Below are 22505 nucleotides of genomic sequence, written 5' to 3' on the forward strand. Positions count from 1 at the left end.
AGCCCCAGACCCGACGGCGACGCGTCGAGTCCGGGACTCATCAGCGATCCCCAGACTCGTCCCGCTCGTCGGGGTCGAGCATCGGCAGATCGAGCACGTCCGACGGGACGGTGAGCCGGTACTCGTCCGCGTCGCCCGTGTGTCGGTTGCCCTGCCGCACGCGCTCGATGAGACCCATCGAGCGCAGCGCCTCGAGGTGCCGCACGATCGTCGCCTTGCTGGTGTCGGTGACCGCCACCAGCCGCACGACGCCGACGATGATGTGCGAGCCGTCCCGATTCGCGTACGTCGACATCAGCAGCGCCACAAGCTTTGTCGTGGTCTGCATCTTGATCCGGCGCACGATCCGTTGCCACTCGAACGAGTCGCAGGGGATCAGTTCGCGCGTCATCTCGCCGGATAGTGGATCCACTCGGTTGCCACCGCCTCTCGATCACGGTCGGCCCCCCTCGATCTCGAACAGGGGTCCGTGGTGCTCGGCCTCGATTCGGGCCTGTAGTGCGGCGTCCTCGGCGGCGCGTGCCTGCGCCGGTGTGGTGTGCTCGGAGCACTCGTATCGGGCGTGCGTGCCGGTCCATTCGGCCGGGGTCTGCTCGCCGAGCAGGGCGAGCAGCAAGAGGGGGCAATCGTCGTTGTCGTCGAGAACGCAACGGCGCGAGTTCTTTCCGCCCCCGCCGCAAACGTTGAACTGCCAGATCTCCCAATCTGTCGAGTTCGAGAACGCCGAGCCCTTGCGGGCATCGGCAGCGATCTCGTCGAACGTCCTCATCTCTGCGACCTCCGAACATGCCGGGCGTCGAGGTGGTCGGCGAAGTCGCGCAGAGCGCGGGCGAGCACGGGGTCCGGGATCGTGCCCACCTCGTCGGGCATGCACTTGCGGACCTCGTGGATCACGACCTCGCCCGCGCGGGTGGGATGCCACCCGGCGAGCAGCGCGACCGCGGTGGACTGGACGGCCGCGCGCAGCAACGGCGCGGCCTCGTCGACCGGGATCCGGGCCGGGTCTAGGTGCTCGTCGCCGGTCATGACTCTTCCCCCGCGTCCTCGTCGACGAGGCGTGCCTCGAACGCCATGCCGGGCAGGCGCGCCGACCAACCCTCGCGGTAGTCCTCGGCGTGCTCGGCGGCTTTGCCGAGCAGCGACCGCGCGGTGAGTATGCCGACGAGGGACTCGCCGACCCGCACGAGCAGCGAGTCGCCGGGGCGGCCCTCGAGCAGCAGCGGCGACCCGTACGTGCGCGACGCCTCGCGGAACCGCACGAGGAGGTCGCCGCTGACCGCCATCTCGTCGATGTGCTCGGGCCGGGCGCCGTGCAGCTGCTCTATCCGGGTGATCACGCCGGCGAGCGGTGATTCCGTCGCCGACAGTCGCGGCACTTGCAGCGAGCGGCCGTCGATCATGCCCGAGCAATCGGTGATCCGGAGCCGGTCGGGCAACACCTCGAGGCGCAACAGGTTCTCCGGGGTCGAGCCGGTGTCGCGGCGGTCCTTCTCGCCACCCTTGAAGACGTTCAGGATCTTGGCGACGTCGTCGAGCAGCAGGTCGACGGCGACCACGGTGTACCCGCCGGGCGGCTCAGTGCCCCACAGGGACACGATCGCGACGGCGCCGGTGTATCGGTCGGTCGCGACCACCGCGAGATGCTGGCGCCCGAAATGCAGGCGCAGGCGGTTGATCGCGGGCTGTTCCTTGTCGGTCGAGGCGTGGCAGCGCACCGCGGTGAGCGCCTGCCGCAGATCGCCCGTGCCGACGGTGACGAACGTGTGCATCATCGGCCGCCCGCCTGCCGCGCAGTGGCGGCCGTGACGGACCGGGCATGGTCGTACACAGCGGCGATGTCCTCGGCCGACAGGCCGTTCGGGTTGGCGATGACCCCGAGCGGTCCGAGGTCGACCGTCCGGGGCCGCAGCAGTCGGGCGATCTCGGCGAGGTGGTCGACCACCTCGCCGAGGCGGGCCTCGACGGCGAGCATGGCCGAGGCGCCCGCCTGCGCAGACAATGCGTTCGCGCCGCCCATCAGGCCGCCTGCGTAGTCCTCCACCGAGTGGCGCAGCAGGTCGATCGCCTCGGCACGGTGCTCGTCGGCGGCGCTCACTGGGCATCCCCGGCGGGCTCGTCGTCGGCCGGGCCGTTGAGGCTCGCCTCGATGAGCTCGATGAGCGTCGTGCACTCCGCGGTGGTGAGGTGCTCGAGCTTCGCGATCGGCCGGTTCGTCTTGATCGACAGGAACTCCCATCGATCCGGAATGTCGGCACCGAGACCGGCCTCGTCGAGCAGTTCACCGAGCCGCTTGAGCTGCGTGTCATTCGCGGGCGGGTCTGCCTCGAGGTGGGCGAGCAGCCGGATCGCCTCGCCGCGCGTGACCTCGGCGGGTGCCGCGAGATCGCGACCGAGGAACGCGCCGACCGCGGACAGGATCGCAGCGTCCTCGGTGATGCCGCGCTCGCCGAACAAGCGGCCGACCTTCTTCTGTTGGACCCGATTCATCGGCGGATCCGTCGGCGGGGCGTCCTCGACGGGCACGGGCGGGGCGGGCTCGCCCGACTCGGCGGGCGTCGCGGTCTCAGCGGGCGGCGGCGTCCACTGCTTCACCTCGGCCGGGCCCGTGGTGACCTCAGCGGCCGACAGCCGCTCGGACTGCACGCGCACCGGCTCGGGCTCGCTCTCGATGTCCTCGACGGTGCGAGAGATGCCGAGCAGGACGTCGGGCGCCAGTCGGCGGCAGACCTCGGCGGCGGCCTTGGCCCACAGCATGTTCTCGGGCTCGGTGATGTACTTCTCGTTGCCGATCAACTTGCCGTACTTGTTCACGGCGTAGACCCCCGTCGCGGGGTCGATCTTGGGGATATAGCCCGCTTCGTCGGCGCGCTCGATCGTCCACGTACTGGTCTCGGTCTCGACGCCGTCGCGCGAGGTGCCGGTGATGACGGCCCGCGTCGGGCCGGACTCGACCGTCTTGAACCGGAACCCCTTGGACTTGAGCAACGCGACCATCGTGCGGGCGTAGATGGCGGGCATCCCGTGCACGGTGAAGATCTGTTGAAGCGACTGCAACGGGTTGAGGCCGAGCTCGGCACCGTGCAAGATCGCGACCGTCGCGTGCTTCGGCTTGCCCTGGTAGATGGTCGGAACCATCGGGGTAACACAGATGTACTCGGCGAATTCCTGCGCCCGCGCGAGCATTTCCGCGTACCGCATGAGCGCGTCGAACGGATCCGGCGTGATGGGGACGAGGGTCGCGTCGACGGTGTCGGCGACAGCGAGAGTGGTCATCGAAACATCTCCTTCTTGTAAACCCAGTCAGGTAGGTCGATTTCGGATCCGGACGGATGCCCCGGCCACTCGCCGGACTCGCGGCACCGGGCGTACTTGGCGAGCGCGCGGCGGCCGATATCGCCGCCGAGTTCGACGAGCCGCGGTTTCAGCCGGTGTACGGCGACGAGGTGCGGCGGGCGCTTGGCGACCGCGACGAATGCGAAGTCGTCGAGCGGGCGACCGGCGGCAGCGAGTACCGCGCGGTACCACCACTCCTGGACGTGGTAGCCGAACCGGTGGACCTCGTCCTCGAAGTCCTCGGGCGACGAGGACTCGCAGGTTTTGAGGTCGGCGGCGCGGGACTTGTCGAGCCAGTCGGTACGGGCGCGCATCAGTACGCCGGTGAGCTCGTCGTACCCGTACGCGCTCAGTTCCGGCAGGCCGTCGGCGAAGATCTCCGCGGCCTCGGGGTGGTCGAACACGGCCTCGGCCATCGCCTCGACGACGGCAACGTCCTTGGTCAGTAGCGGGACCTCGCCGCGGGCGCGGATCTGTTTGCGGCGCTTCTGGTCGGCCGGTCTCTTCCAGTCGGGCGCGCGCACCTCGACGATGCGCGGGCCGACACCGAGCACGAGCGTGTGCGTCGCGGTGCCCTTCTCCATCTCGGGCGTCGGCTCGCGGCGCTCGGGGTGGTCGAGCTCGTACAGCCATTCGGCCGGGGCGAGCTCGAGCAGACGACGGGCGCCGCTGGACGACAGCGAGCCGCGGTCGCCGTGGTACACCCGCTCGTCTACGCCCTCGTACACGCCGGGCTCGGTCGGGGCGGTCATCCGGTCACCGACTCGAAGTCGGAGATCCGGAGCGCGAGCAGCGCCTCGGCGTACTCCCTGGGCACCGGGCCGGTATGGCGCTCGCCCATGATCCGGGCGATCGTCGACTTACCCAGACCGGACGCGGCACCGATCCGGCCGTACCCGATGTCGTAGCTCCGGAGCTCGTTGACGTGCTCGCGCACCGGGGCGCCGTCGACCCGGTCCCCCAAGCGCGCGTTCAAGCACGTTTGGCACCACTGCCTCGCCTGCCGGTGCCGGAACTCGCTCTTGCACTCGCGGCAGGTCCGCATCGGCCAGTGCTGCGGCTCGAGGCCGAGGAACTCGCTCAGATCGTCGCGCTCGGTCGGCAGGAAGAATCCGGCGTGAATCCCGGCCGCGGCCTTGGTCTTGCACGCCATCTCGCCGCATTCGCGCCGCACCGGGCACCTGCGGCAGATCGCCCGCGCATCCCCGGCGTCCTCGATGCGGACCGGGAAAAACGCCTCGGGATCGGGCTCGTTGCGGCACTGCGCTCGGTCTCGCCAATCGCCGGTCACGACTCCACCGCCTCGACGCAGCGCGCGCACAGACCGTCGTGCCCGGGGCGGGTGTGGCCGACGCAATCGACGGTGCTCATCGGCCGGTCGCACAACCGGCACGGCCGAGCGAACCGGGAGCCCTCGGCCGCGAGGCCGAGCATCGCAAGCAGCTCGCCGGCGTCGCGCGCGTCAGTGGCGTAGCGGCAGACGGTGACCGACGCGGCACGCACCTCGTCCGCTGTGATGTGACGGATCGGGATGTCGGCCTCGGTGATCTCGTCGCGCGACATCAGGCCACCCCCCGCCGGTCGACGAGCCGTTCGTCGAGCTCGCTCTCGATGGGGTAGTGCAGCCGGTCGGGCTCGCACTCGTCGCATCCGCCGCCGCCGCACCAGCCGCACACCGCGGTGCGCCGCCTCTTGGTGACGTGGTCGGCGATCGCGGTTCCGATGCCGAGGATGAACACCACGATCAGGGCGCCACCGACGATGGCGCATTGCAGCATGAGCGCGAAAGGACTCATCGGTCGCCGCCCATCAACAGGTCCGCTATCCCCTGCTCCATCTGCTCGGTGCTGGGGTCGGCGGTGCCTTGCAGCGCGTGAAGCCGGATGATCGCCTCGGCGAGCATCGCGGCGGCGGCCTCCGGCGGAACCCGCTGAGCGAGCCCCTGTGTGAGCGCGTCGTACTGCTCGATCGCGACGTGGCGCCGTGAGTCGGCGATCACCGACCACGGCTCGCCCGTGTAGGGCGAGCGGCCCTCGGGGATGCTCACGAGACCACCACCCGATGCTCGAAAGTGAGCCGCTCGAGCCGTCCGACGCCGTCGGTACGGATGGTGACGATCGAGCCGTCGGGCAGGTGTTCGGCGGTGGCGAGCGCCGCCCGCAAATCCTCGAGCAGCAGGTCGGTACCGGCGTCGACGATGTCGTCGAAACTCACGATGACTTCGCGCGTCTCGATCACCCGCTCGTAGGTGTAGCTCTGGATGCGCGGGCGGGGCTGAACCTCGGCGTCGACGATGTCGTCGATCGGGGCGCTCACTGCTCGGCCGCCTTGATCTGGGCGAGGCGGGTGACCGCCGCCGCCAGCATCGTGACCCACATCAAGGGCGGCGCCGAGATGGCGATCTCGCCGGTGATGGTGACCGTGGCGGTTCGCGATCCCAGGTCATCGCGCGCGGCGGCGGCGGCGATCAGCCGGTCGAGGTGATCGCGCACCTTGGCGTGCTCCTGGTCGAACTCGGCGTCGGTGAGGCGGAAGGGCTCAGACATGGCTCGTCTCCGTGTCGGTGCGGGGGGTGGGGTGAGCGAGTTGGGTGCGCAGCCGTTCGAGCTCGTCGGCGGCGATCTCGTGGCGCTGTTCGGCCGCGAGCAGACGCAGCAGCGCGGCGGCGAGCAGGTCGGCCAGGCCGACAGACCGCGAGTTGCGCAGGCGCTCGGCGAGTTCGGTCCAGACGGCGAGGTAGTCCGCGCCGGGGGTGGCGTTGGCGACGACGGCGAGCAGGTGGTCGACCGCCTCGACCGTGCAGGCGTAGGCGGCGCCGACCTGCATCGCGTCCATTTCCGGGCTCATCGCTCACCGCCGAAGGTCTCGCGCACTGCGCCCGCGTCGACGGTGAACGTCACCAGCGCGCGGGTGGATGTGCCGCCTTCGGGCAGCCTCACGCGCGGCCCGGACGATCCGACGAAGTAGGGCACCCGGACCGCGCGCTCGCCGATGACGAGCTCGAGAGTCTGCCGCGCGTGGTCGATTCGCACCTCGTCGACGTCCGGGCCGGTCGGCTCGGGCGCAGCGCCGACGAGAGCCATACGGACGGCGACCTTGTCGACCTGCATCGAGACACCGCGCATCGGCGCGGTGACGCGCTCGCCGATCTGCTGCGCGATCACCACCATGGCGGCCCGCCCGTCGACGACCTGGTCGACGCGCAGATACCGGGCGCGGGAGTCGCGCCAGATCTGGCCGGGCTCGACGAGAGTGCTCATCGCCGATCCCCCGCCTCGTCGAGCTGCACCGCGCCGCAGGCGGCGCACCGGCCGCGCCGGGTCGCGGTGTGAGGGCACATGCCCTGGACGAGGTCGAGCTCGCTCACGGGCGCAGCAGCCGGGGCGAGCGGCCACAGATCGGACGACCCGGCCGGACGAAGGTCGGCGAGGCACACGATCACCGACCCCCGGCAGGTGTAGACCTCGGCATAGTCGGGCTGACTCAGGCGGCAGAAGGATGCGAGCCCGCGGGCGTGGCGCACCGCGCACCCGCAGTCCGGGGCGGCCGTCCAGACGACCGGGTCCCCGGTGCCGTACGACGGGGCGGGGCCGACGCCGTCGGCGTACGCCGCCAGCTCGGCGCGCGAGAGCGGCTTAGTCGGCGCCGGGTCGGCGGGCACCGATGCGGGCGCGGTTCCCGCCGGCGTGATCGCCAGCCCGGGGACGTACGGGATCGCCTGCACGCCGCGGACGATCTCGGCGCGGGTCTGCCAGCGCGGCACGGCCGAGGTTCGCCACGTCTGCGAGATCTCGCGGGCGCGGTCGGTGATCCGCTGCCAGTCGGTGGCGATGCGGGCGGCGATCGCGGCGACGGTGAACGCGACGAACACGCCGAGCGCGTCACGCTCGGGGCGGAGTCTGTGCTTCGGGACGCGGTGCTTCATCGGTAGGATCCCTTTCGATTCCTTGGATGTGGGAGTCGTCGCCCCGGTCCGGGTCACGTCCGGCCGGGGCATCCCCATGTCAGGGGGCTGGAGAGACACCCGGCGCGGGAGCGGTGTCACTCGCGCCGGGCGTCGTCGAGCTCCCCGCGGTGGTCCGCGGGGAAATCTGGGCGGAAGCCGCCGCGGTCACAGGCGGACCGCCGCGATTGCTGCGATCACAGACAGCAGCGCGAGGCCGGTCCACACCGGCGAGGACGCGACGACCGAGATCCAGAGCAGGACGATCGCCGCGAGCGGCACCGAGGCGCGGGCGATCTCGGTGGCGAACGCGAGGCTGTCTGGGATGGACGGGGGCCGCGTGTCGTTCGGTGCCATCGAGGCCCCTTTCGTGGATGGGTGGATGGGTTTGGTGCGGGGCCGACCGATTCGGGTGTGAGGGGGCACCCGGCGGTCCGTCGGTCGGTCCCGCGTCCCCGGTTCGGCGCGGCGCACGCCGATCGGGAGTCAGGCGGCGGCGCGTTTTCGCATGCGCGCGGCGCCGCGCGCACTCAGCCCGGCCGTGGCGGGCGAGGGCGCGGCGGTGGTGGGGGTGGCGGCAGGGCGCTTGGCGAGCTCGGCCGCGGCGGCGGCACGCATGTAGGCGACGACGCGGCTCATGTCGCTGTGGGTCATCCGCCAGCGGCGACCGGCGAGGACGGCGGTCAGCTCGCCCGAGGTGATGCGGCGGTACAGCCAGTCGGCCGACGGCGCGCCGGTGAACTCGCACACGGCGTCAAGGTCGAACGTCTCGAATTCCGGCGTCGGGGTCATTTGGCACCGTCCCGGCTATCGCCCGCAGGAACGGCGAGGAACTCGTGCGCGGCGCGGATGTCCTCGGCAGAGAAACTCCACTTTCGGCCGGTCCTGCGGGCGGGGATCTTGCGCGCGCGTACCCGCTTGGTGAGCCAGTCCTCGGAGACGCGCAGCATCTTGGCGGTGTCCGCGAGGCTGTAGAGCTGGAGCTCGGCAACGGTGTCGACAGTGGTCATCGCATCTTCTCCGTGATCGCGTGGCCGATGTCGGCGATCGGCACGCCGACCTCGGTAGAGATCCGAAACAGCTCGGTCGAGCTGAATGCACTCGCCCCGGCCATACGCCGGGACCACGTCCGCGGTCGGATGCGCGCGGCGTCAGCTATCGATGCCTCGCTGCGGCCCGAGTCGGCAATGAGGTCACGAACGACGCTCGCCGTAGCTGCGTTGACGGGGTGCATGCGGTCCACAATAGGGACCGCTTAGTCCCTTAGCAAGCCTAGACACGCCCCCTCGGCGACCATTCAGGGACCTTTCGGCTACCGATAGGACACGCCAATGACCGGGCCGAGTCACTTGCCGGATGGACAGATCGGACCCCAAGATGGACCACATGAGCACCGAACCCCCCCGATCGCCGGAGGAACTCCGGCTCGACCAGGCGCTCGGCGAGGCAATTCGGCGCCGACGGAGCAACCTCAAATGGTCGCAAGAGCGCCTCGCCGATGAGTCGGCACCGATGTCCAAGAAGACGATCGGCCGCATCGAAAAGGGGACGGTGTCGATGAAGACGCCGCAGATGTACCGCATCTCGAACGCGTTCGAGATCAGCCTCGGCGTCCTCTACCAGGACGCGCGCGACCTACTCGATGAGGGATGGCGGCCCAGCGAGGACTAGGCGGTCGAGCACTTCGGCAGGGTCGTGCCCGCGCGCGGCTACGGCGAGGATGAACCGGCTCGCCGGCATCGTCGCCGCGGCGGCGATCAAGTCCTCAATGTCGTCGGAATGTCGTCCACTCTCGCTCGTCTGGCCCATTGCTGCATCCTCGGATCGTCCACCCGCCACCGGTCACGGCCCGCCCGCCGTTCGAACATGTGTTCGATACTACCGGGCGCGACGGTGCGCGTGGTGGCTGCGAATTCCCCCGCCCGGAAATGGACCAAATGGGTAACGCAAGCGTAGCCAGATCGATGGCGGCCGGTATGTAGCTCTCGCGATTTGTCCCAATCGTTACCCAACCCCAGGTATGGATTGCCTAAACCCTGCGCGTGTCAAGGGATTACGCGCCGGGCGTGTCGAGCTAGCCCGCTCGACGGGGCCGGTGCTCGCCGAGTGTTTGCGCGGTCATGATCCGCCGGATCTCGGCGTCGGCGACCGCAGCGACCGCAGCGACCTCACGGTCGCAGTCCGCCCGCATCCGCGACACCGTCTCGGCCGCGTCGGCGCGCGCCTCGGCGACTTCCTCGCGGGCGAGATCCCGCATCTCGAGGGCAGCGTCGCGCTCGCGCCGCGCGGCGTGTGCGTCGGATTCGGCACGGTGGCGGGCACGTTCGGCCTCGGCAACGAGAGCGCGAGCACGGTCGAGCTCGTCGGCCAGGCGCTCGGCGTCGGTGTGGGCGGGCGGCGCCTCGGCCGCGGCAGCGAAACGCCGTGCGGCACGGTGTGCGCGCACGGCGTTGTGCCCGGGATCCGCGCAGTACGCGGCCGGGCGGCCCGGCCCGGTGCGTGGCGGCACGGGGGCGCCACACACCGAGTCGGGTGTCATGGGGAAACGGCATTGACCTGCGGTGAGTTTCATTTCATTGCACCTGATACGAAATTCAATCGCCTCACGCTGCCACGTCGACCGGGTCGCCGGTCTCGTGGAGCGCGACGTGTTCGACCGCGGCGTCGAGATCGGCGAACACCCGCGAGTGCACCTCGCCCGCGGCGTCCATCCACACCGCCTCGAAACCGTCGGCGGTCTGGTCGACCTCGCCGAGTAGACCGGCCCGCACGAGACGCCGGCGACGCGCCATCTCGAGATCAACGACGGTGTGCCGCAGGGACGGCAGGCGCCCGCTGATTCGCTCGGCCGCGTCGAGGCTCGCGCGGTTGTCGATGTGGCCGTACTTGCGGTCGGTGGTGGTGACGGACTCGTGCCCGGCGTCGCGGGAGACAACCCAGATCGGTACGCCGTCCTGGAGCCGCCACGAGATCCCGGTGTGCCGGGTGATGTACGGCGTGAGCCACTTCCGCGACAGTCGCTCGACCGTAGCGCGGCCGTGGCGGGCGAGCAGCGCGTCGGGCTTCTCGCCCTCCCAATGCGCCATCGGGCCGAACAGGCGCCGCGCGGCGTCGTCGTCGTCGAGGCTGGTCAGCGCCTCGAGGCGGCGCAGCGCGGGCAACCAGATCTGCCGATAGAACGAGGTAACGGTGTGAGCGGCGCCCGCGCCGTTCGGAAACAGCAGCTCGTCGGCGGGGCGGTCGAGGTCGAGGCGGGCGATCGTCTCGCGCGGTACGTACGTGATGCGCACGCCCCGTTCGGATTTCGGCGCGCCGAGGACCCGGCGCCCGTTGGCGTACTTCCACGCCTTGTCGATGCTGACGGCGCCGGTCTGGGGGTCGATGTCGCCGACGGTGAGCGCGAACACCTCGCCGGGGCGGCACATCGACATCACCATGAACTCGAGCATCGGCCGGTGCTTCGGCCACAGAACGGCTTCTACGAGCTCGTACTCGGCGGGGGTGAGGAAATCCCTACGGCGGCCATTCGCGCGCGGCAGGCGCGTGAACTGGCAGGGATTCGACGGCACCAGCGGCTCGGGCCGGTGCCGCGCCGCGGCGGCCATCGCCTCGGACACGAACGCGTGCTTGTTGCGGATTGTCTTCGGCGAGTTGCCCGGCGGACGGCCCGCCTTGTGGCACACCTCGTGTTCGAGCCACAGGACCCACGCCGCGTCGAGCTCCTCGGTGTAGGCGGTGAGCGGGCAGTCCTCGCCGAAGAACGGGGCGACGTCGAGGTCGATGAACCGGTGATAGCGCTTGCGGGTCGCATCCTCGATACCGCGCAGGCGATCGGCGTAGCGGCGCAGCCATTCGACGACGGTCAGTTCGGACTCGGCAGCGGCGGCCAGGCGGGCGAGCAAGATCGCCTCGGCGCGCTCGGCACCGACCTTGTCGAGCAGAGCGGCCCAACGGACCGCCTCGAGCTCGTCGTCGAATACCTGGGACGTGGCGACCGGCGAGCCGCCGCGGGTGATCGTGTAGCGGACCTGCCACCCGATCGAACCGTCGCGTCGCTCTCGCGGCCGGGGGGTGTGGGAGCGCTTACGCGTGGGCGTGGCTTTGGGGGTACGGCGAGTGGATGTGGGCATCACGAGTCCTCGGTGGGTCGGGCGCCGAAATCCCCTCAGATCACGGTGGACCGCTGCCGATCCGCGCCACTTTCGTGGACGCGGCTCGTGGACACGAGCGGGTCAAGATCACGAAAAGGCGTCTTGACCTGCGGTGGAATGCGTGGAGCCTAGGGGAATCGAACCCCTAACCCCTGCCTTGCAAAGGCAGTGCTCTGCCAATTGAGCTAAGGCCCCGCGGGTACATACGCCTGCAAAACGTTACCTTCTCGCCGCTGAGATGGTCAAAACGGCAGGTTGTCGCGTCAACCGAGCGCCGTCGGCCGCGCCCCGGGTGACGCCCGGTCAGGCGGCGCGCTCGAGCACCTCGCGAGGGAAGGCAGGGGGCGTGAGCAGATCTCGTCCGCCTCGTCGGCCAGAACGCCGAACATCCGAAGCAGGTCTTCGATGACCTGATCGGTGGCGGCGGCGTCGTCACGGTCGGGGTGATCGGGCAATAACTGGCCGAGACACAGAGCGGCTCCGGCCACGATCGTCATGGCTCATTGTTCAGTCTTGACGAATCCATCAGAGATCCGGCTCGGGTCTTTCTGGGCGGGCTTCGGGCACCGCAGTAGGGTGGAAACCATGAAACTTCTTCTCACCGCCGGTGTCGTGGTTCTGGTTCTCTTCGGCATCTCCAAGCTGCGCCAGCGCAGCGACGCGGACATGTGGCACGAGGTGACCACCCGCTGATCCCGGGAGGGGCCTTAGCTCAATTGGCAGAGCACTGCCTTTGCAAGGCAGGGGTTAGGGGTTCGATTCCCCTAGGCTCCACTCGTCGAAGGCTCATGCTCGAGGAGCGTGAGCCTTTTTCGTGTGGTTCCGGTGTGGACCGTTCAGTTCTCCGGCGGGAACTGCCCGTTCGCCTGCACGGTGGTGCCGTTCAGGGTGAATGTCACGACGCTCGGTCCTCCTTGCGGGCAGCACAGCGCGTCGTCCTTCAACGGCCAGCGGTACTGCACGGACACGGTGTCGCGGGTCTTGCCCAGAACTGTCGTGTACCCGTATGGCCGCGCGCTCGCGGTCCCGAGATACTTCCCGCCGGTGAAGAAGAGAACGTGTGTGCCGGGATGAATTCCCGGCCATTCCACAGTCATCCACGACAGCACCCCGGAACATCCCGCCGCGATGGGATCCTCGCTCGCCCCTTGGATCGTCCACGACCCGCCACCGGGCGGCGCGGCCAACGTGGCGACCGAGGACGCCGCGAGCGCCGAGTTGACGTCGAAGCACAGGCCGTGGCCGCTACCTTCCGGCGCCGACTGCGTAGCGGGAGACGAGGTCGCCGCAACGGATGGTTCCGGGACCGCGGTGGCCCCGGGAGCCGGTTGTTGCGCCGTCGCCGGCTGTGGCGCCCCTCCCGCTTGTGGTAACCCTCCCGGTTGTGGCGCCGCCCCCGGTTGTTCGCCGATCGCTGTTGTCCGCGTCGCCGCCGGACCCGCCGATGACGCGGTGGTCGTACTTCCCGCCGACGTCGCGGACCCGGCCGATGTGCTCGAGTCGGTCCCGCACGCGGCGGTTGCGACCACAACGGTGGCCGCGATCGACAGCACAGCCGATAGTCTGACGTTCATTGCGCACCCCTCGAAATTGCTGACCGAGCTTCGGTTTCGATATTCGTTCGGGCCGCGATCACCGGCGCGCCGAAGCGACGCGTGCGGCATCGCAGCGCGACGAATGTTCTTGTCCCTCAACTGTTGTCAGAGATGTCGGACCGACCGCCCGCGGTGTTACAGGGGTGCGTCCAGCGGGAGTCTCCGGTCTGAACAGCAAGTGCCGATACGCGGAGACATCTCGGGCACGCGCGAGCCCTCCAGGAAATCGCCCAGGCCCAGAACACCGTCCCGCAGGAGATCATTCTGGGCCGGCGCAGCGTTCGGAGGGCGAACGGTCGTTGGATAACACCGCTGTAACGGCGGAAGTGGAGCCGCCGATGGACTTGGCGGTACGCCTCGGCGGACCGAAAACCCAAGAGAGAAAGGAAGATTCGACATGACTCGAATCACTCGGCTCACCATCGGCGCGCTTTTGACCGTGGCTGTGCTGGCACCTGCCGCAACCGCGCAGGCGGAGACTTCGCAGCCCACTCCGTCTGTGTCCTCGATCGCCGCCGGCGACAGCGGCTCGGCGAGCGGTTCGTCGTCGGGAATCCTTTGCACCATCATCAAGCTGATGCTCATGAACCAGGGCCCCCAGTTCTGCCAGTAGAACCCCGAGAGCGCGACCGGGATTTCGACGACCGACCGGCGTGTGCGCAGGGCACCGGCGATTGCCGGACGACGGTGCCCCCGGCGGTCTCGCCCAGGCGACATGACCCCGCTCTCACATGAATCGCTACCAACCAACGTTTCAGGAGTTTCAGATGTCCACACTGCGTGGAATCCTCGTCGGCGCGCTGATCAGTGCCGCGACCCTTGTCGGCGCCGGCACCGCCACGGCAGAACCCCTTCCGCTCGAGGCCTTCACCCCGGCACCGACCGACTCCGTCGCTGGCGGGCTTTGTGACGCACACCCCGCCCTCGCCTTGTGGTGCTTCATCAGCCAATCGGCGTAGAAGTCCTTGACGCATCAGCGCCGAGTAGGCGGTGCGGTATCGGCCCCTGGAGCGCGGGGTGAGGCAGCGGACGCGCCGGGTCTACAGGGAACGCGGCGAAGTTCGCTGAACGGCGGACGGCCGGTTGATGACGCAACGGTAGATCGGCTCGAGAGGACCGGAATGGCGCCTGACCTGGCACTGAGGGAGGTGGGCCTAGGAGGACTTGAACCTCCGACCTCTTCGTTATCAGCGAAGCGCTCTAACCGCCTGAGCTATAGGCCCGTAGTTTGTGTTGTTTGCATGAACAACGACGTGTAGAGACTACACAACACCTATCCACTGAACCAAAACGGCTGGTAGAAGCCTTAGCGAGGCGCACTTGCGGCGGCAGCGACAGCCGCTGTCCAGCGCCGCCGGTATGACAGTCCGTCAGGCGACAGCATCCACGAAAACGGCCGGCACTCTGCCCGTTGGGCGAGTACCGGCCGTCTGGACGTTCCGGGACTAGTCGGGGTCGGCCAGGGTGACCTGGATGCCGCCGACGAGGTCGCAGCACTGGTTGTAGATGAAGGTGCCGACGGTGCCGAGCGCGGTGAACAGCACGACGTTGATCAAGCCGATCACGCCCGCGTACCCGAACACGGTGCCCGCGTCGATCAGTCCCACCGAACCGCTGTCCTGGGACACCATGTCGGTGAACGTGTTGTTCAGCCGCTCCCACACGCCCATGCCCTCGAGCACGATGTACAGCAGGCCGACCGCCAGCATCCACACGAAGAACATCGCCACACTGATGACCAGCGAGATCTTCAGCGTCGACCAAGGGTCGATGCGACGGATCTGCACGGTGGCCCGCAGCGGCTCGCCGGAGGCGACCGCCGCGACCGCGACCGGAACCGCGGGCGAAACCGGCCCGGACTGCTGGCCCGCGGCTTCGGTCTGCGGCAGCGGATGCCGGATCTCGGACAGGTCCGGCATGTCCTTGATCAGTTCCGGCCGCGCGATGCTGCGGGTGGGGCCGTCGATGCCGACGGACTTCACCATCGCCGCTTCCTTGCGCGCCGCCTTGGCGGCCAAGTCGGCGGTGGTACGCGCGTTGGACGTGCTACCGCCGAGGCCGCCGCCCGCACCGCCCGAGGTCGGGCGGCCGGTGACCGGGGCCTGCCCCGGGCGGTACAGGTTGGACTGCGGCTCCCGCTGCGGCAGCTGCGCCCACCCATCCTGATACGGCGACTGCTGTCCGCCATTGGCGGCGCCCACCGGCTGCTTGTCCTCGCTCTCGGGCGCGGACTGCGGGGCCTGATTGGGGATCCGAGTCGTCTTCTGGTCGAAGCGATCCTGGCCGTCGCCTCCGGGCGCCTGGTCGGGCGCGCCCTGCTGCTGCGCGACCTGCGGATCGCGGATCTCGCGCGGCTGGTTGCCGCCGGGCTGGTTGCCCGGCTGGCCACCCGGATGACCGCCGGACTGCGGCCCGTTCGACTGGCCCTGCGGACCACCCGGCTGCGGCCCACCGGGATGGCCGCCACCAGGGTGACCGCCCGGCTGGCCGCCGCTCTGCTGGCCTTGACCGTTCTCGGCCGAGGCGACCGGCCGTGGGATCGGCCGCGGCGGAATCGGTGACGGTGCGATCCGCTCGGTCACACCGTTCGTCTGGTGCCGCTCGTCATTCGGCTGATTCGGAGTGGTCAATGGGAATCCTTAGATCCGTTCGTTGCCGCCGCTGTTGGGTTACTTCTCGGAGGAGCCGGTGTCGCCGCCACCGGAGACCTGATCGGGATCGGGCTCATCGGCATTGCGCGCGATCGCAAGCAAGGTATCGCCCTCGGCGAGGTTCATCAATCGCACGCCTTTGGTCTGTCGTCCAGCCTTACGAACCTGCTTAGCCGCCGTCCGGATGACGCCGCCCCCGGAGGTGATCGCGTACAACTCATCTTCGTCGTCGACGATGAGCGCCCCGACCAGGGTGCCACGTTTCGCGTCGAACTGGATGGTCAATACACCTTTACCACCGCGGCCCTGCGCGGTGTACTCCTCGATCGCGGTCCGCTTCGCGTAACCGCCGGACGTGGCGACCAGCAGATATGTGCCGGCGCGGACCACGTTGAGCGACAACAACTCATCGCTGTCGTTGAACCGCATGCCCTGCACGCCGGAGGTGGCGCGCCCCATCGGACGCAACGCCTCGTCGGTGGCCGAGAACCGGATCGACTGGCCGAGCGCGGAGACCAGGAGCAGATCGTCGTCGGCCGAGCAGAGCACGGCGCCGACCAATTCGTCCTCGTCGCGCAGATTCACCGCGACGATGCCGCCGCTGCGGTTGGAGTCGAAGTCGGTCAGTTTCGACTTCTTCACCAGGCCGTTCTTGGTGGCGAGCACCAGGTACGGCGCGTCATCGTAGGACTTGATCTGGATGATCTGGGCGATCTTCTCGTCCGGCTGGAAGGCCAGCAGGTTGGCCACGTGCTGGCCGCGCGCGGTGCGGTTGGCCTCGGGCAGTTCATAGGCCTTGGCGCGGTAGACCCGGCCCTTGTTCGTGAAGAACAGCAGCCAGTCGTGCGTCGAGGTGATGAAGAAGTGCTTGACGATGTCGTCCTGCTTGAGGCCCGCGCCCTGCACGCCCTTGCCGCCGCGCTTCTGGCTGCGGTAGAGATCGGTCTTGGTGCGCTTGGCATAGCCGGTCTCGGTGATCGTGACGACCACGTCTTCGCGAGCGATCAGATCCTCGTCGGCCACGTCACCGTCCGCCGAGACGATCTGGGTGCGCCGATCGTCGCCGTACTTCTCCACGATCTCGGCCAGCTCGTCGCGCACGATCGCGCGCTGCCGCTCCGGCTTGTCGAGAATGTCCTTGTAATCGGCGATCTCGGCTTCGATCTTGGCCAGATCGTCGACGATCTTCTGCCGCTCCAGCGCCGAGAGCCGCCGCAGCTGCATGTCCAGGATCGCGGTCGCCTGGATTTCGTCGATGTCGAGCAGCTGCATCAGGCCGGTGCGCGCGGTGTCGGTGTTGGCCGAGCGGCGGATCAGCGCGATGACCTCGTCGAGCGCATCGAGCGCCTTGACCAGGCCGCGCAGGATGTGCGCCCGCTCCTCCGCCTTGCGCAGCAAGTACCTGGTGCGCCGGACGATGACGTCCAACTGGTGGTTGACGTAGAACCGGATCATCTGGTCCAGGCGCAGCGTGCGCGGCACGCCATCGACGATGGACAGCATGTTGGCGCCGAAGCTGGTCTGCAGCTGGGTGTGCTTGTACAGGTTGTTCAGCACGACCTTGGCGACGGCGTCACGCTTGACCGTCACCACGATGCGCAGGCCGACGCGGTCGGAGGACTCGTCGTGGATGTCGGCGATCCCGGCGATCCTGCCGTCCTTGACCTGCTCGGCGATCGCGTTGATGAAGTTGTCGGTGTTGACCTGATAGGGCAGCTCGGTGATGACGATCGTGGTGCGGCCGCGATTGTCCTCCTCGATCTCCACGACACCGCGCATCTTGATCGAACCGCGGCCGGTGGTGTACGCGTCGTGGATGCCCTGGGTGCCTACGATCAGGCCCGCGGTCGGGAAGTCCGGGCCCTTGATCCGCTCCATGCACGCGGCGAGGGTGGCCTCCTCGTCGGCGGCGTGGTTGTCCAGCGCCCAGTAGATGGCGGCGGCGAGCTCGGTCAGGTTGTGCGGCGGGATGTTGGTCGCCATGCCGACCGCGATGCCGTTGCTGCCGTTCATCAGCATGTTCGGCACGCGGCTCGGCAGGACCACCGGTTCCTGCGTCTTGCCGTCGTAGTTGGGGACGAAATCGACCGTCTCGTGGTCGATCTCGCGCAACATCTCCATCGCCAGCGGCGTGAGGCGGCACTCGGTGTAACGCATGGCCGCCGCGCCGTCGTTACCGCGACTGCCGAAATTGCCCTGGCCGTCCACCAGCGGGTAGCGCATCGCCCACGGCTGCGCCATACGCACCAAGGTGTCGTAGATCGCCGAGTCGCCGTGCGGGTGGTAGTTACCCATCGTGTCCGACACCGGGCGCGCGGACTTCACGTATCCGCGATCAGGCCGGTACCCGTTGTCGTACATGGCGTAGAGAATGCGGCGATGTACCGGCTTGAGGCCGTCGCGCACCTCGGGTAGCGCGCGGCCGACGATCACGCTCATCGCGTAATCGATGTAGCTGTTCTGCATCTCCAGCTGGATATCGACCGGTTCGACGCGGTCGCCCGCACCGTCCGGCGGCAGGGTGATGTCGGTCATGAAGTCTCCTTAACGGGCTGACGTGCGAAAACTGCCGGGCGCCACCGCCATCGGCGGCGCCTCGGGCAGGTCACACGTCGAGGAAGCGGACGTCCTTGGCGTTACGGGTGATGAAGCTGCGGCGGGCCTCCACGTCCTCGCCCATCAGCACGCTGAACAACTCGTCGGCCGCGGCCGCGTCGTCCAACGTCACTTGACGAAGCACCCGGACACTGGGATCCATGGTGGTCTCCCAGAGTTCCTTCGGATTCATCTCGCCCAGACCCTTGTAGCGCTGGATGCCGTCGTCCTTGTTGATCTTCTTGCCCGCGGCGAGACCGCGTTCCAGCAGGCCGTCGCGTTCCCGGTCGGAGTAGGCGAACTCCGGCTCGCTGCGCTGCCACTTCAGCTTGTACAACGGCGGCTGCGCCAGGTAGACGTGCCCGTGCTCGACCAGCGGGCGCATGAAGCGGAAGAGCAGAGTCAGCAGCAGCGTGGAGATGTGCTGGCCGTCGACGTCGGCGTCGGCCATCAGCACGATCTTGTGATACCGCAGCTTGCTGATGTCGAACTCGTCGTGGATGCCGGTGCCGAACGCGGTGATGATCGACTGGACCTCGTTGTTCTTGAGGACCTTGTCGATGCGCGCCTTCTCGACGTTGATGATCTTGCCGCGCAGCGGCAGGATCGCCTGGTACATCGAGTCGCGGCCGGACTTGGCCGAGCCGCCCGCGGAGTCGCCCTCCACGATGTAGATCTCGGACTTGCTCGGGTCCTTCGACCGGCAGTCGGCCAGCTTGCCGGGCAGTCCGCCCAGGTCGGTGGCGGACTTGCGGCGCACCAGCTCGCGGGCCTTGCGGGCGGCGACGCGGGCCTGCGCCGAGGACACCGCCTTGTTGACGATGGTCTTCGCGTCGGCCGGGTTGGCCTCGAACCAGTGGGTGAGGTGCTCGTTGCAGGTGCGCTGCACGAACGACTTCACCTCGGTGTTGCCCAGCTTGGTCTTGGTCTGGCCCTCGAACTGCGGCTCGCCGACCTTGACGCTCACGATGGCGGCCAGGCCCTCCCGGATGTCGTCACCGGTGAGGTTGCCGTCCTTCTCCTTGATGAGCTTCTTGTCCTTGGCGTACTTGTTGACCACAGTGGTCAGCGCCGCGCGGAAGCCCTCTTCGTGCGTACCGCCCTCATGGGTGTTGATGGTGTTGGCGAAGGTGTGCACCGACTCCGAGTAACCGGAGTTCCACTGCATCGCTACCTCGAGTTCGTGGCCGGTGCCCTTACCGGTGAACGCGACGACCGAGTTGTGGATCGGCTGCTTGGTCCGGTTGATGTGACGGACGAAGTCCTCCAGACCGCCCGGGTAGTGGTAGGTCCGGGACTTCACCTTGTGCTCGGCGGGCGCTGCGCCCTCTTCGGCGTGCTTGGGCGCCTCGGCGGTTTCGCTGACCACCTCGTCGGTGATCTCGGTGTCGCTGACCCGCTGGTCGGTGAGGACGATGGTGAGACCTTTGTTCAGGAACGCCATCTCCTGCAACCGGCGCGCGACGGTCTCGAAGTTGAAGGTGGTGGTCTCGAAGATGTCCGGATCCGGCCAGAACCGGATGGTGGTACCGGTCCGCTTCGTCGGCTCGCCCTGGATGAGCTTGCCGGGCTTCGCGTCCTTGTATTCCTGGGTCCAGTGATAGCCACCGGTGTCGATCTCGGCCTCCAGCCGCGTCGACAGCGCGTTGACCACGGAGATGCCGACGCCGTGCAGACCACCGGACACCGCGTAGGACTCGGAGTCGAACTTGCCGCCCGCGTGCAGCTGGGTCATGACGACCTCGATGGTCGGGATACCCTGCGCGTGCATCTCCACCGGGATGCCGCGGCCGTCGTCGATCACTTCGACGCCGCCGTCGGCCAGCAGAGTGACCTCGACCTTCGTCGCGTATCCGGCCATCGCCTCGTCGACGGAGTTGTCGACGACCTCCCAGATCAGGTGGTGCAGACCGCGCTCACCGGTGGAGCCGATGTACATGCCCGGACGCTTGCGAACCGCCTCGAGTCCCTCGAGAACCGTGATGGAGGAGGCACCGTAGTCCTGCTTCCCGGTCGCTCTGGTCGAACCCGATGCGTTGGAGTCTTTGGCAGCCACTGGTCGGTAGCTCTCCTTACTTGCTGATCCCGGCATAGAGCGATCGGACAGCACACGTGGGGCCCTGGTGATGCCTGCTGGAGAATTAGGGTCCACGCGCGGACTGTGCGGAACGCGCCGAAGGTATCGCCGCTAGTTACGTCACCATCCTACTGGTACAGCCAACTTACAACCCACCTCCGACACCCCTCACGGCGGCGTGGATGCGAGAAATCGGAATTCGGTGACTCGGTTCCGCCTCCCGCCGGTTTCGATCCATCAGAAGTGGGCTGAGAGATGCGTTGGCAGGGCGACCCTTCGAGCGCCCGGGATCAGCGAGCGGCGTCGACCCGAGCGATGAACGCGGCGGTGTGGCGCGCCAGCTCCGCTGGGTGTGAGATCGGCGACCAGTGCCGCGCCGGGATCTCGACCCGGCTCAGATGCGGCACCCACCGGTCGGCCTCGGCGTTCACCACGGGCCGCACGGCGCGGTCGCCGGTGGCCACGATCAACTGGACGGGCACCTCGATCGGGCGCGGTCGGGGATGACGCAGGTGGGTCCGGATGTTCGCTCGATAGAGCTTCAGGTTGTTGACCATATCTGTGCGCAGCGTCGGCGCCGTCTCTACCAGCGCGGGGTCCAGGCCGTCGAAGAACGCGAGGAATCGCGGCCAGCGGCTGGCCAACACGCGCAGTGCCGGATCCGGCAGCTTGGGGATCTGGAAGGCGACGGTGTAGGCCGAGGCCACGGCTTGGGTCAGCGCGCCGCGCAGCCGCGCCGAGGTGAGCGGTCCACGCAGATAGGCGCCGAGGAAATCCAGATTCGGACCGGACACCGAGGTGAAGGACGCGATGACGGATGCGGCGTCCGTAGCGGCCACCAACTCCCACCCGATCACCGATCCCCAGTCGTGCCCGAGGACGTGCACCCGCTCACCGGGCGCGACCGCGGCGATGACCGCGCGGACATCCGCGCGAGCTCTTCGATCCGGTAGGCCTCGACCGCTTCCGGCGCCGAACTGCTCCCCGCGCCACGGTTGTCGAAGGCGATCACGCGATGACGGCCGCCGAGCAGGCCCGCCACCCGGCTCCACAGCAGATGAGTATCGGGCCAACCATGGATCAGCAGTATCGGAACACCCTCGGGATTGCCGCACTCGTAGACCGCGAGCTCGACGTCGCCTCGGTGAACCGTCCGGGTCGCAGTCGCGGGGAACGGGCCGACCGAGGTGGTGATCGTCATCGAGATTCCTTCTGCGCGGACGCTTCGATCCGACGCCGTGGGCTTCCGATGGGACGTCGAACCGGGGCGTTCCACGTGAAACGCCCCGAATAAACGTAACACTCGGTATCAGATACTGGCCACCGTGGTCATCCGTAGGTGTCGCGCGGTCCGCGACCTTTGATATGACGCTCGCCCTTGCGCCAGCTCGGCGCAGCGGGCCCCGAGATCTTCAGCGAGGTCACCACCCCCTGCCCGACCGCGGCATTGATCTTCGCGAGGATCTGGCTTTGCAGCATCCGCAGCTGCGTCGCCCAGGCGGTCGACTCGGCGGAGATACTCAATACGCCGTCCTTCAGGGTGACCGGTGTGGCGTGCGCGGCGATGTCCTCGCCGACCACGCCCGCCCAGCGACCGAAGACCATGCCCTCGGCGACTCGGTTCGACCAGCCGCGGCTCCTGGCGATGGAGCCGGCCAGCTTGGACAACAACTGTGGATCGCGATCGTCCGGACCCGCGCCCGACCATCCGGTTCGTCTGCGGCCACCCGTTCGCAGCCTGCGCTGAGGCGAGGAACGCCCCTGACCGACGGATTTTCCGCTCGCCCGTGCCGCCGCACGCGCTTCCTCCAGGGCACGCCGGGCCAGGTCGATTCCGCGCAGTTCGGGTTCCGGTCCGGTGGATTCGGCGGATCCGGGCTCCGGAGGCTGATCGCTCATCGCCCCTCTTTCTCCGCGTCCGATGATTTGTCCCCAGCTTCGATCGAGTTGTCCCCAGCCGTCGCACAAGGTTGCCTGCACCGAGAATCCTGCCTACTGCCTGCCGCAGGCAGCGGTTTGAACGCTCTGTTCCCCGCCCAAACTGGCTTTTTCCGGCAAAGTTCGATGACTTGCTCAGCTGTTGCTGGGTGAGGTTTCGGGGAAGCGGGCAAGCGTGACCGGACGAGTTTTCCACAGGTGTTGGGGAATCGGTCTCAACTG

General features: G+C 68.3%; 29 protein-coding genes, 3 tRNA genes and 2 pseudogenes. 4 read left to right on the plus strand and 30 right to left on the minus strand.

Annotation, left to right across the window (positions count from 1 at the left end; all coding sequences use genetic code 11):
• Window positions 1-40 precede the first annotated feature (40 nt).
• The 19 genes from ACWESM_RS18690 to ACWESM_RS18780 form a co-directional block, all read right to left on the minus strand.
• The gene (locus ACWESM_RS18690) at window positions 41-391 is read right to left on the minus strand and encodes a helix-turn-helix domain-containing protein (RefSeq protein WP_452492819.1); all 351 of its coding nucleotides are present in this window, start codon (window positions 389-391) and stop codon (window positions 41-43) included.
• 42 nt (window positions 392-433) lie between these two features.
• Entirely contained in the window at window positions 434-769 is a 336-nt protein-coding gene (locus tag ACWESM_RS18695) for a hypothetical protein (protein WP_452492821.1), read from the minus strand.
• On the minus strand, window positions 766-1026 hold the full coding sequence (locus ACWESM_RS18700) for a hypothetical protein (protein ID WP_452492823.1): 261 nt from the start codon (window positions 1024-1026) through the stop codon (window positions 766-768). The genes ACWESM_RS18695 and ACWESM_RS18700 overlap by 4 nt, the downstream gene beginning before the upstream one ends.
• A complete protein-coding gene (locus ACWESM_RS18705) occupies window positions 1023-1772 on the minus strand; it encodes a hypothetical protein (RefSeq protein ID WP_452492824.1) in 750 nt (249 codons plus the stop codon). Before ACWESM_RS18705 ends, ACWESM_RS18700 begins: the two co-directional genes overlap by 4 nt.
• Window positions 1769-2095, minus strand: a complete 327-nt coding sequence (locus ACWESM_RS18710; RefSeq protein ID WP_452492826.1) for a hypothetical protein — start codon at window positions 2093-2095, stop codon at window positions 1769-1771. The genes ACWESM_RS18705 and ACWESM_RS18710 overlap by 4 nt, the downstream gene beginning before the upstream one ends.
• Window positions 2092-3273, minus strand: coding sequence for a hypothetical protein (locus tag ACWESM_RS18715; protein ID WP_452492827.1), 1182 nt, complete (start codon window positions 3271-3273; stop codon window positions 2092-2094). Before ACWESM_RS18715 ends, ACWESM_RS18710 begins: the two co-directional genes overlap by 4 nt.
• Window positions 3270-4085 (minus strand): PD-(D/E)XK nuclease-like domain-containing protein, encoded by an 816-nt coding sequence (locus ACWESM_RS18720; protein WP_452492829.1) that lies wholly within the window; start codon window positions 4083-4085, stop codon window positions 3270-3272. The genes ACWESM_RS18715 and ACWESM_RS18720 overlap by 4 nt, the downstream gene beginning before the upstream one ends.
• Window positions 4082-4552 (minus strand): WhiB family transcriptional regulator, encoded by a 471-nt coding sequence (locus tag ACWESM_RS18725; protein ID WP_452492879.1) that lies wholly within the window; start codon window positions 4550-4552, stop codon window positions 4082-4084. Before ACWESM_RS18725 ends, ACWESM_RS18720 begins: the two co-directional genes overlap by 4 nt.
• Before the next feature lie 68 nt (window positions 4553-4620).
• A complete protein-coding gene (locus tag ACWESM_RS18730; RefSeq protein WP_452492881.1) occupies window positions 4621-4896 on the minus strand; it encodes a hypothetical protein in 276 nt (91 codons plus the stop codon).
• On the minus strand, window positions 4896-5129 hold the full coding sequence (locus tag ACWESM_RS18735) for a hypothetical protein (RefSeq protein WP_452492831.1): 234 nt from the start codon (window positions 5127-5129) through the stop codon (window positions 4896-4898). The genes ACWESM_RS18730 and ACWESM_RS18735 overlap by 1 nt, the downstream gene beginning before the upstream one ends.
• Entirely contained in the window at window positions 5126-5380 is a 255-nt protein-coding gene (locus ACWESM_RS18740; protein WP_452492833.1) for a hypothetical protein, read from the minus strand. The genes ACWESM_RS18735 and ACWESM_RS18740 overlap by 4 nt, the downstream gene beginning before the upstream one ends.
• Window positions 5377-5649 (minus strand): hypothetical protein, encoded by a 273-nt coding sequence (locus ACWESM_RS18745; protein ID WP_452492835.1) that lies wholly within the window; start codon window positions 5647-5649, stop codon window positions 5377-5379. Before ACWESM_RS18745 ends, ACWESM_RS18740 begins: the two co-directional genes overlap by 4 nt.
• Window positions 5646-5879, minus strand: a complete 234-nt coding sequence (locus ACWESM_RS18750; RefSeq protein ID WP_452492837.1) for a hypothetical protein — start codon at window positions 5877-5879, stop codon at window positions 5646-5648. The genes ACWESM_RS18745 and ACWESM_RS18750 overlap by 4 nt, the downstream gene beginning before the upstream one ends.
• A complete protein-coding gene (locus ACWESM_RS18755; protein ID WP_452492838.1) occupies window positions 5872-6180 on the minus strand; it encodes a hypothetical protein in 309 nt (102 codons plus the stop codon). The genes ACWESM_RS18750 and ACWESM_RS18755 overlap by 8 nt, the downstream gene beginning before the upstream one ends.
• Window positions 6177-6593, minus strand: coding sequence for a hypothetical protein (locus tag ACWESM_RS18760; protein ID WP_452492840.1), 417 nt, complete (start codon window positions 6591-6593; stop codon window positions 6177-6179). The genes ACWESM_RS18755 and ACWESM_RS18760 overlap by 4 nt, the downstream gene beginning before the upstream one ends.
• Complete coding sequence (locus ACWESM_RS18765; RefSeq protein WP_452492842.1) at window positions 6590-7258, minus strand: hypothetical protein; 669 nt, start codon at window positions 7256-7258, stop codon at window positions 6590-6592. The genes ACWESM_RS18760 and ACWESM_RS18765 overlap by 4 nt, the downstream gene beginning before the upstream one ends.
• 186 nt (window positions 7259-7444) lie before the next feature.
• Window positions 7445-7633, minus strand: a complete 189-nt coding sequence (locus tag ACWESM_RS18770; protein WP_452492844.1) for a hypothetical protein — start codon at window positions 7631-7633, stop codon at window positions 7445-7447.
• Between the two features lie 129 nt (window positions 7634-7762).
• Complete coding sequence (locus ACWESM_RS18775; RefSeq protein WP_452492846.1) at window positions 7763-8068, minus strand: hypothetical protein; 306 nt, start codon at window positions 8066-8068, stop codon at window positions 7763-7765.
• Window positions 8065-8286, minus strand: a complete 222-nt coding sequence (locus tag ACWESM_RS18780) for a helix-turn-helix domain-containing protein (protein WP_452492847.1) — start codon at window positions 8284-8286, stop codon at window positions 8065-8067. Before ACWESM_RS18780 ends, ACWESM_RS18775 begins: the two co-directional genes overlap by 4 nt.
• Window positions 8287-8662: 376 nt before the next feature.
• Here ACWESM_RS18780 and ACWESM_RS18785 point away from each other — a divergent pair, with 376 nt between their 5' ends.
• Window positions 8663-8947, plus strand: a complete 285-nt coding sequence (locus ACWESM_RS18785; RefSeq protein ID WP_452492849.1) for a helix-turn-helix domain-containing protein — start codon at window positions 8663-8665, stop codon at window positions 8945-8947.
• Between the two features lie 403 nt (window positions 8948-9350).
• Here the strand turns inward: ACWESM_RS18785 and ACWESM_RS18790 are convergent, their stop codons facing one another.
• The 4 genes and pseudogenes from ACWESM_RS18790 to ACWESM_RS18805 form a co-directional block, all read right to left on the minus strand.
• Window positions 9351-9848 carry a hypothetical protein gene (locus ACWESM_RS18790; protein ID WP_452492851.1) on the minus strand — a complete coding sequence of 166 codons (498 nt, stop codon included), beginning with the start codon at window positions 9846-9848 and terminating at the stop codon, window positions 9351-9353.
• A 31-nt stretch (window positions 9849-9879) separates the two neighbouring features.
• The gene (locus ACWESM_RS18795) at window positions 9880-11406 is read right to left on the minus strand and encodes a tyrosine-type recombinase/integrase (RefSeq protein ID WP_452492853.1); all 1527 of its coding nucleotides are present in this window, start codon (window positions 11404-11406) and stop codon (window positions 9880-9882) included.
• Between the two features lie 143 nt (window positions 11407-11549).
• Window positions 11550-11622: transfer RNA gene (locus ACWESM_RS18800), tRNA-Ala, on the minus strand.
• A 68-nt stretch (window positions 11623-11690) separates the two neighbouring features.
• A pseudogene (locus tag ACWESM_RS18805) lies at window positions 11691-11927 on the minus strand (hypothetical protein); the annotation flags it as partial.
• Between the two features lie 201 nt (window positions 11928-12128).
• On the opposite strand from ACWESM_RS18805, the gene ACWESM_RS18810 reads away from it, so the two are divergent.
• A tRNA-Ala gene (locus ACWESM_RS18810) sits at window positions 12129-12201 on the plus strand.
• A 62-nt stretch (window positions 12202-12263) separates the two neighbouring features.
• Here ACWESM_RS18810 and ACWESM_RS18815 read toward each other — a convergent pair.
• Window positions 12264-12524 carry an LppP/LprE family lipoprotein gene (locus ACWESM_RS18815; protein WP_355073414.1) on the minus strand — a complete coding sequence of 87 codons (261 nt, stop codon included), beginning with the start codon at window positions 12522-12524 and terminating at the stop codon, window positions 12264-12266.
• Window positions 12525-13419: 895 nt separating this feature from the next.
• Between ACWESM_RS18815 and ACWESM_RS18820 the strand changes: the two genes are divergently transcribed.
• Both ACWESM_RS18820 and ACWESM_RS18825 read left to right on the plus strand, forming a co-directional pair.
• Entirely contained in the window at window positions 13420-13635 is a 216-nt protein-coding gene (locus ACWESM_RS18820; RefSeq protein WP_355073416.1) for a hypothetical protein, read from the plus strand.
• A 154-nt stretch (window positions 13636-13789) separates the two neighbouring features.
• Window positions 13790-13981 carry a hypothetical protein gene (locus ACWESM_RS18825; protein WP_452492855.1) on the plus strand — a complete coding sequence of 64 codons (192 nt, stop codon included), beginning with the start codon at window positions 13790-13792 and terminating at the stop codon, window positions 13979-13981.
• Window positions 13982-14171: 190 nt separating this feature from the next.
• Here the strand turns inward: ACWESM_RS18825 and ACWESM_RS18830 are convergent.
• The 6 genes and pseudogenes from ACWESM_RS18830 to ACWESM_RS18855 all read right to left on the minus strand — a co-directional run bounded on the left by ACWESM_RS18830 (window position 14172) and on the right by ACWESM_RS18855 (window position 22244).
• Window positions 14172-14245, minus strand: a tRNA-Ile gene (locus ACWESM_RS18830).
• A 222-nt stretch (window positions 14246-14467) separates the two neighbouring features.
• Window positions 14468-15652: a DUF3566 domain-containing protein gene (locus ACWESM_RS18835; RefSeq protein WP_364434370.1), complete on the minus strand. Its 1185-nt coding sequence runs from the start codon at window positions 15650-15652 to the stop codon at window positions 14468-14470.
• A gap of 39 nt (window positions 15653-15691) precedes the next feature.
• Entirely contained in the window at window positions 15692-18208 is a 2517-nt protein-coding gene (gyrA, locus tag ACWESM_RS18840; protein WP_355073421.1) for a DNA gyrase subunit A, read from the minus strand.
• Between the two features lie 70 nt (window positions 18209-18278).
• Window positions 18279-20324, minus strand: coding sequence for a DNA topoisomerase (ATP-hydrolyzing) subunit B (gyrB, locus tag ACWESM_RS18845; protein ID WP_356963234.1), 2046 nt, complete (start codon window positions 20322-20324; stop codon window positions 18279-18281).
• A gap of 311 nt (window positions 20325-20635) precedes the next feature.
• A pseudogene (locus ACWESM_RS18850) lies at window positions 20636-21546 on the minus strand (alpha/beta fold hydrolase).
• Window positions 21547-21674: 128 nt separating this feature from the next.
• Complete coding sequence (locus ACWESM_RS18855; protein ID WP_355073426.1) at window positions 21675-22244, minus strand: DUF721 family protein; 570 nt, start codon at window positions 22242-22244, stop codon at window positions 21675-21677.
• Between the last annotated feature and the right edge of the window lie 261 nt (window positions 22245-22505).

Source organism: Nocardia sp. NPDC003999 (assembly GCF_053604885.1).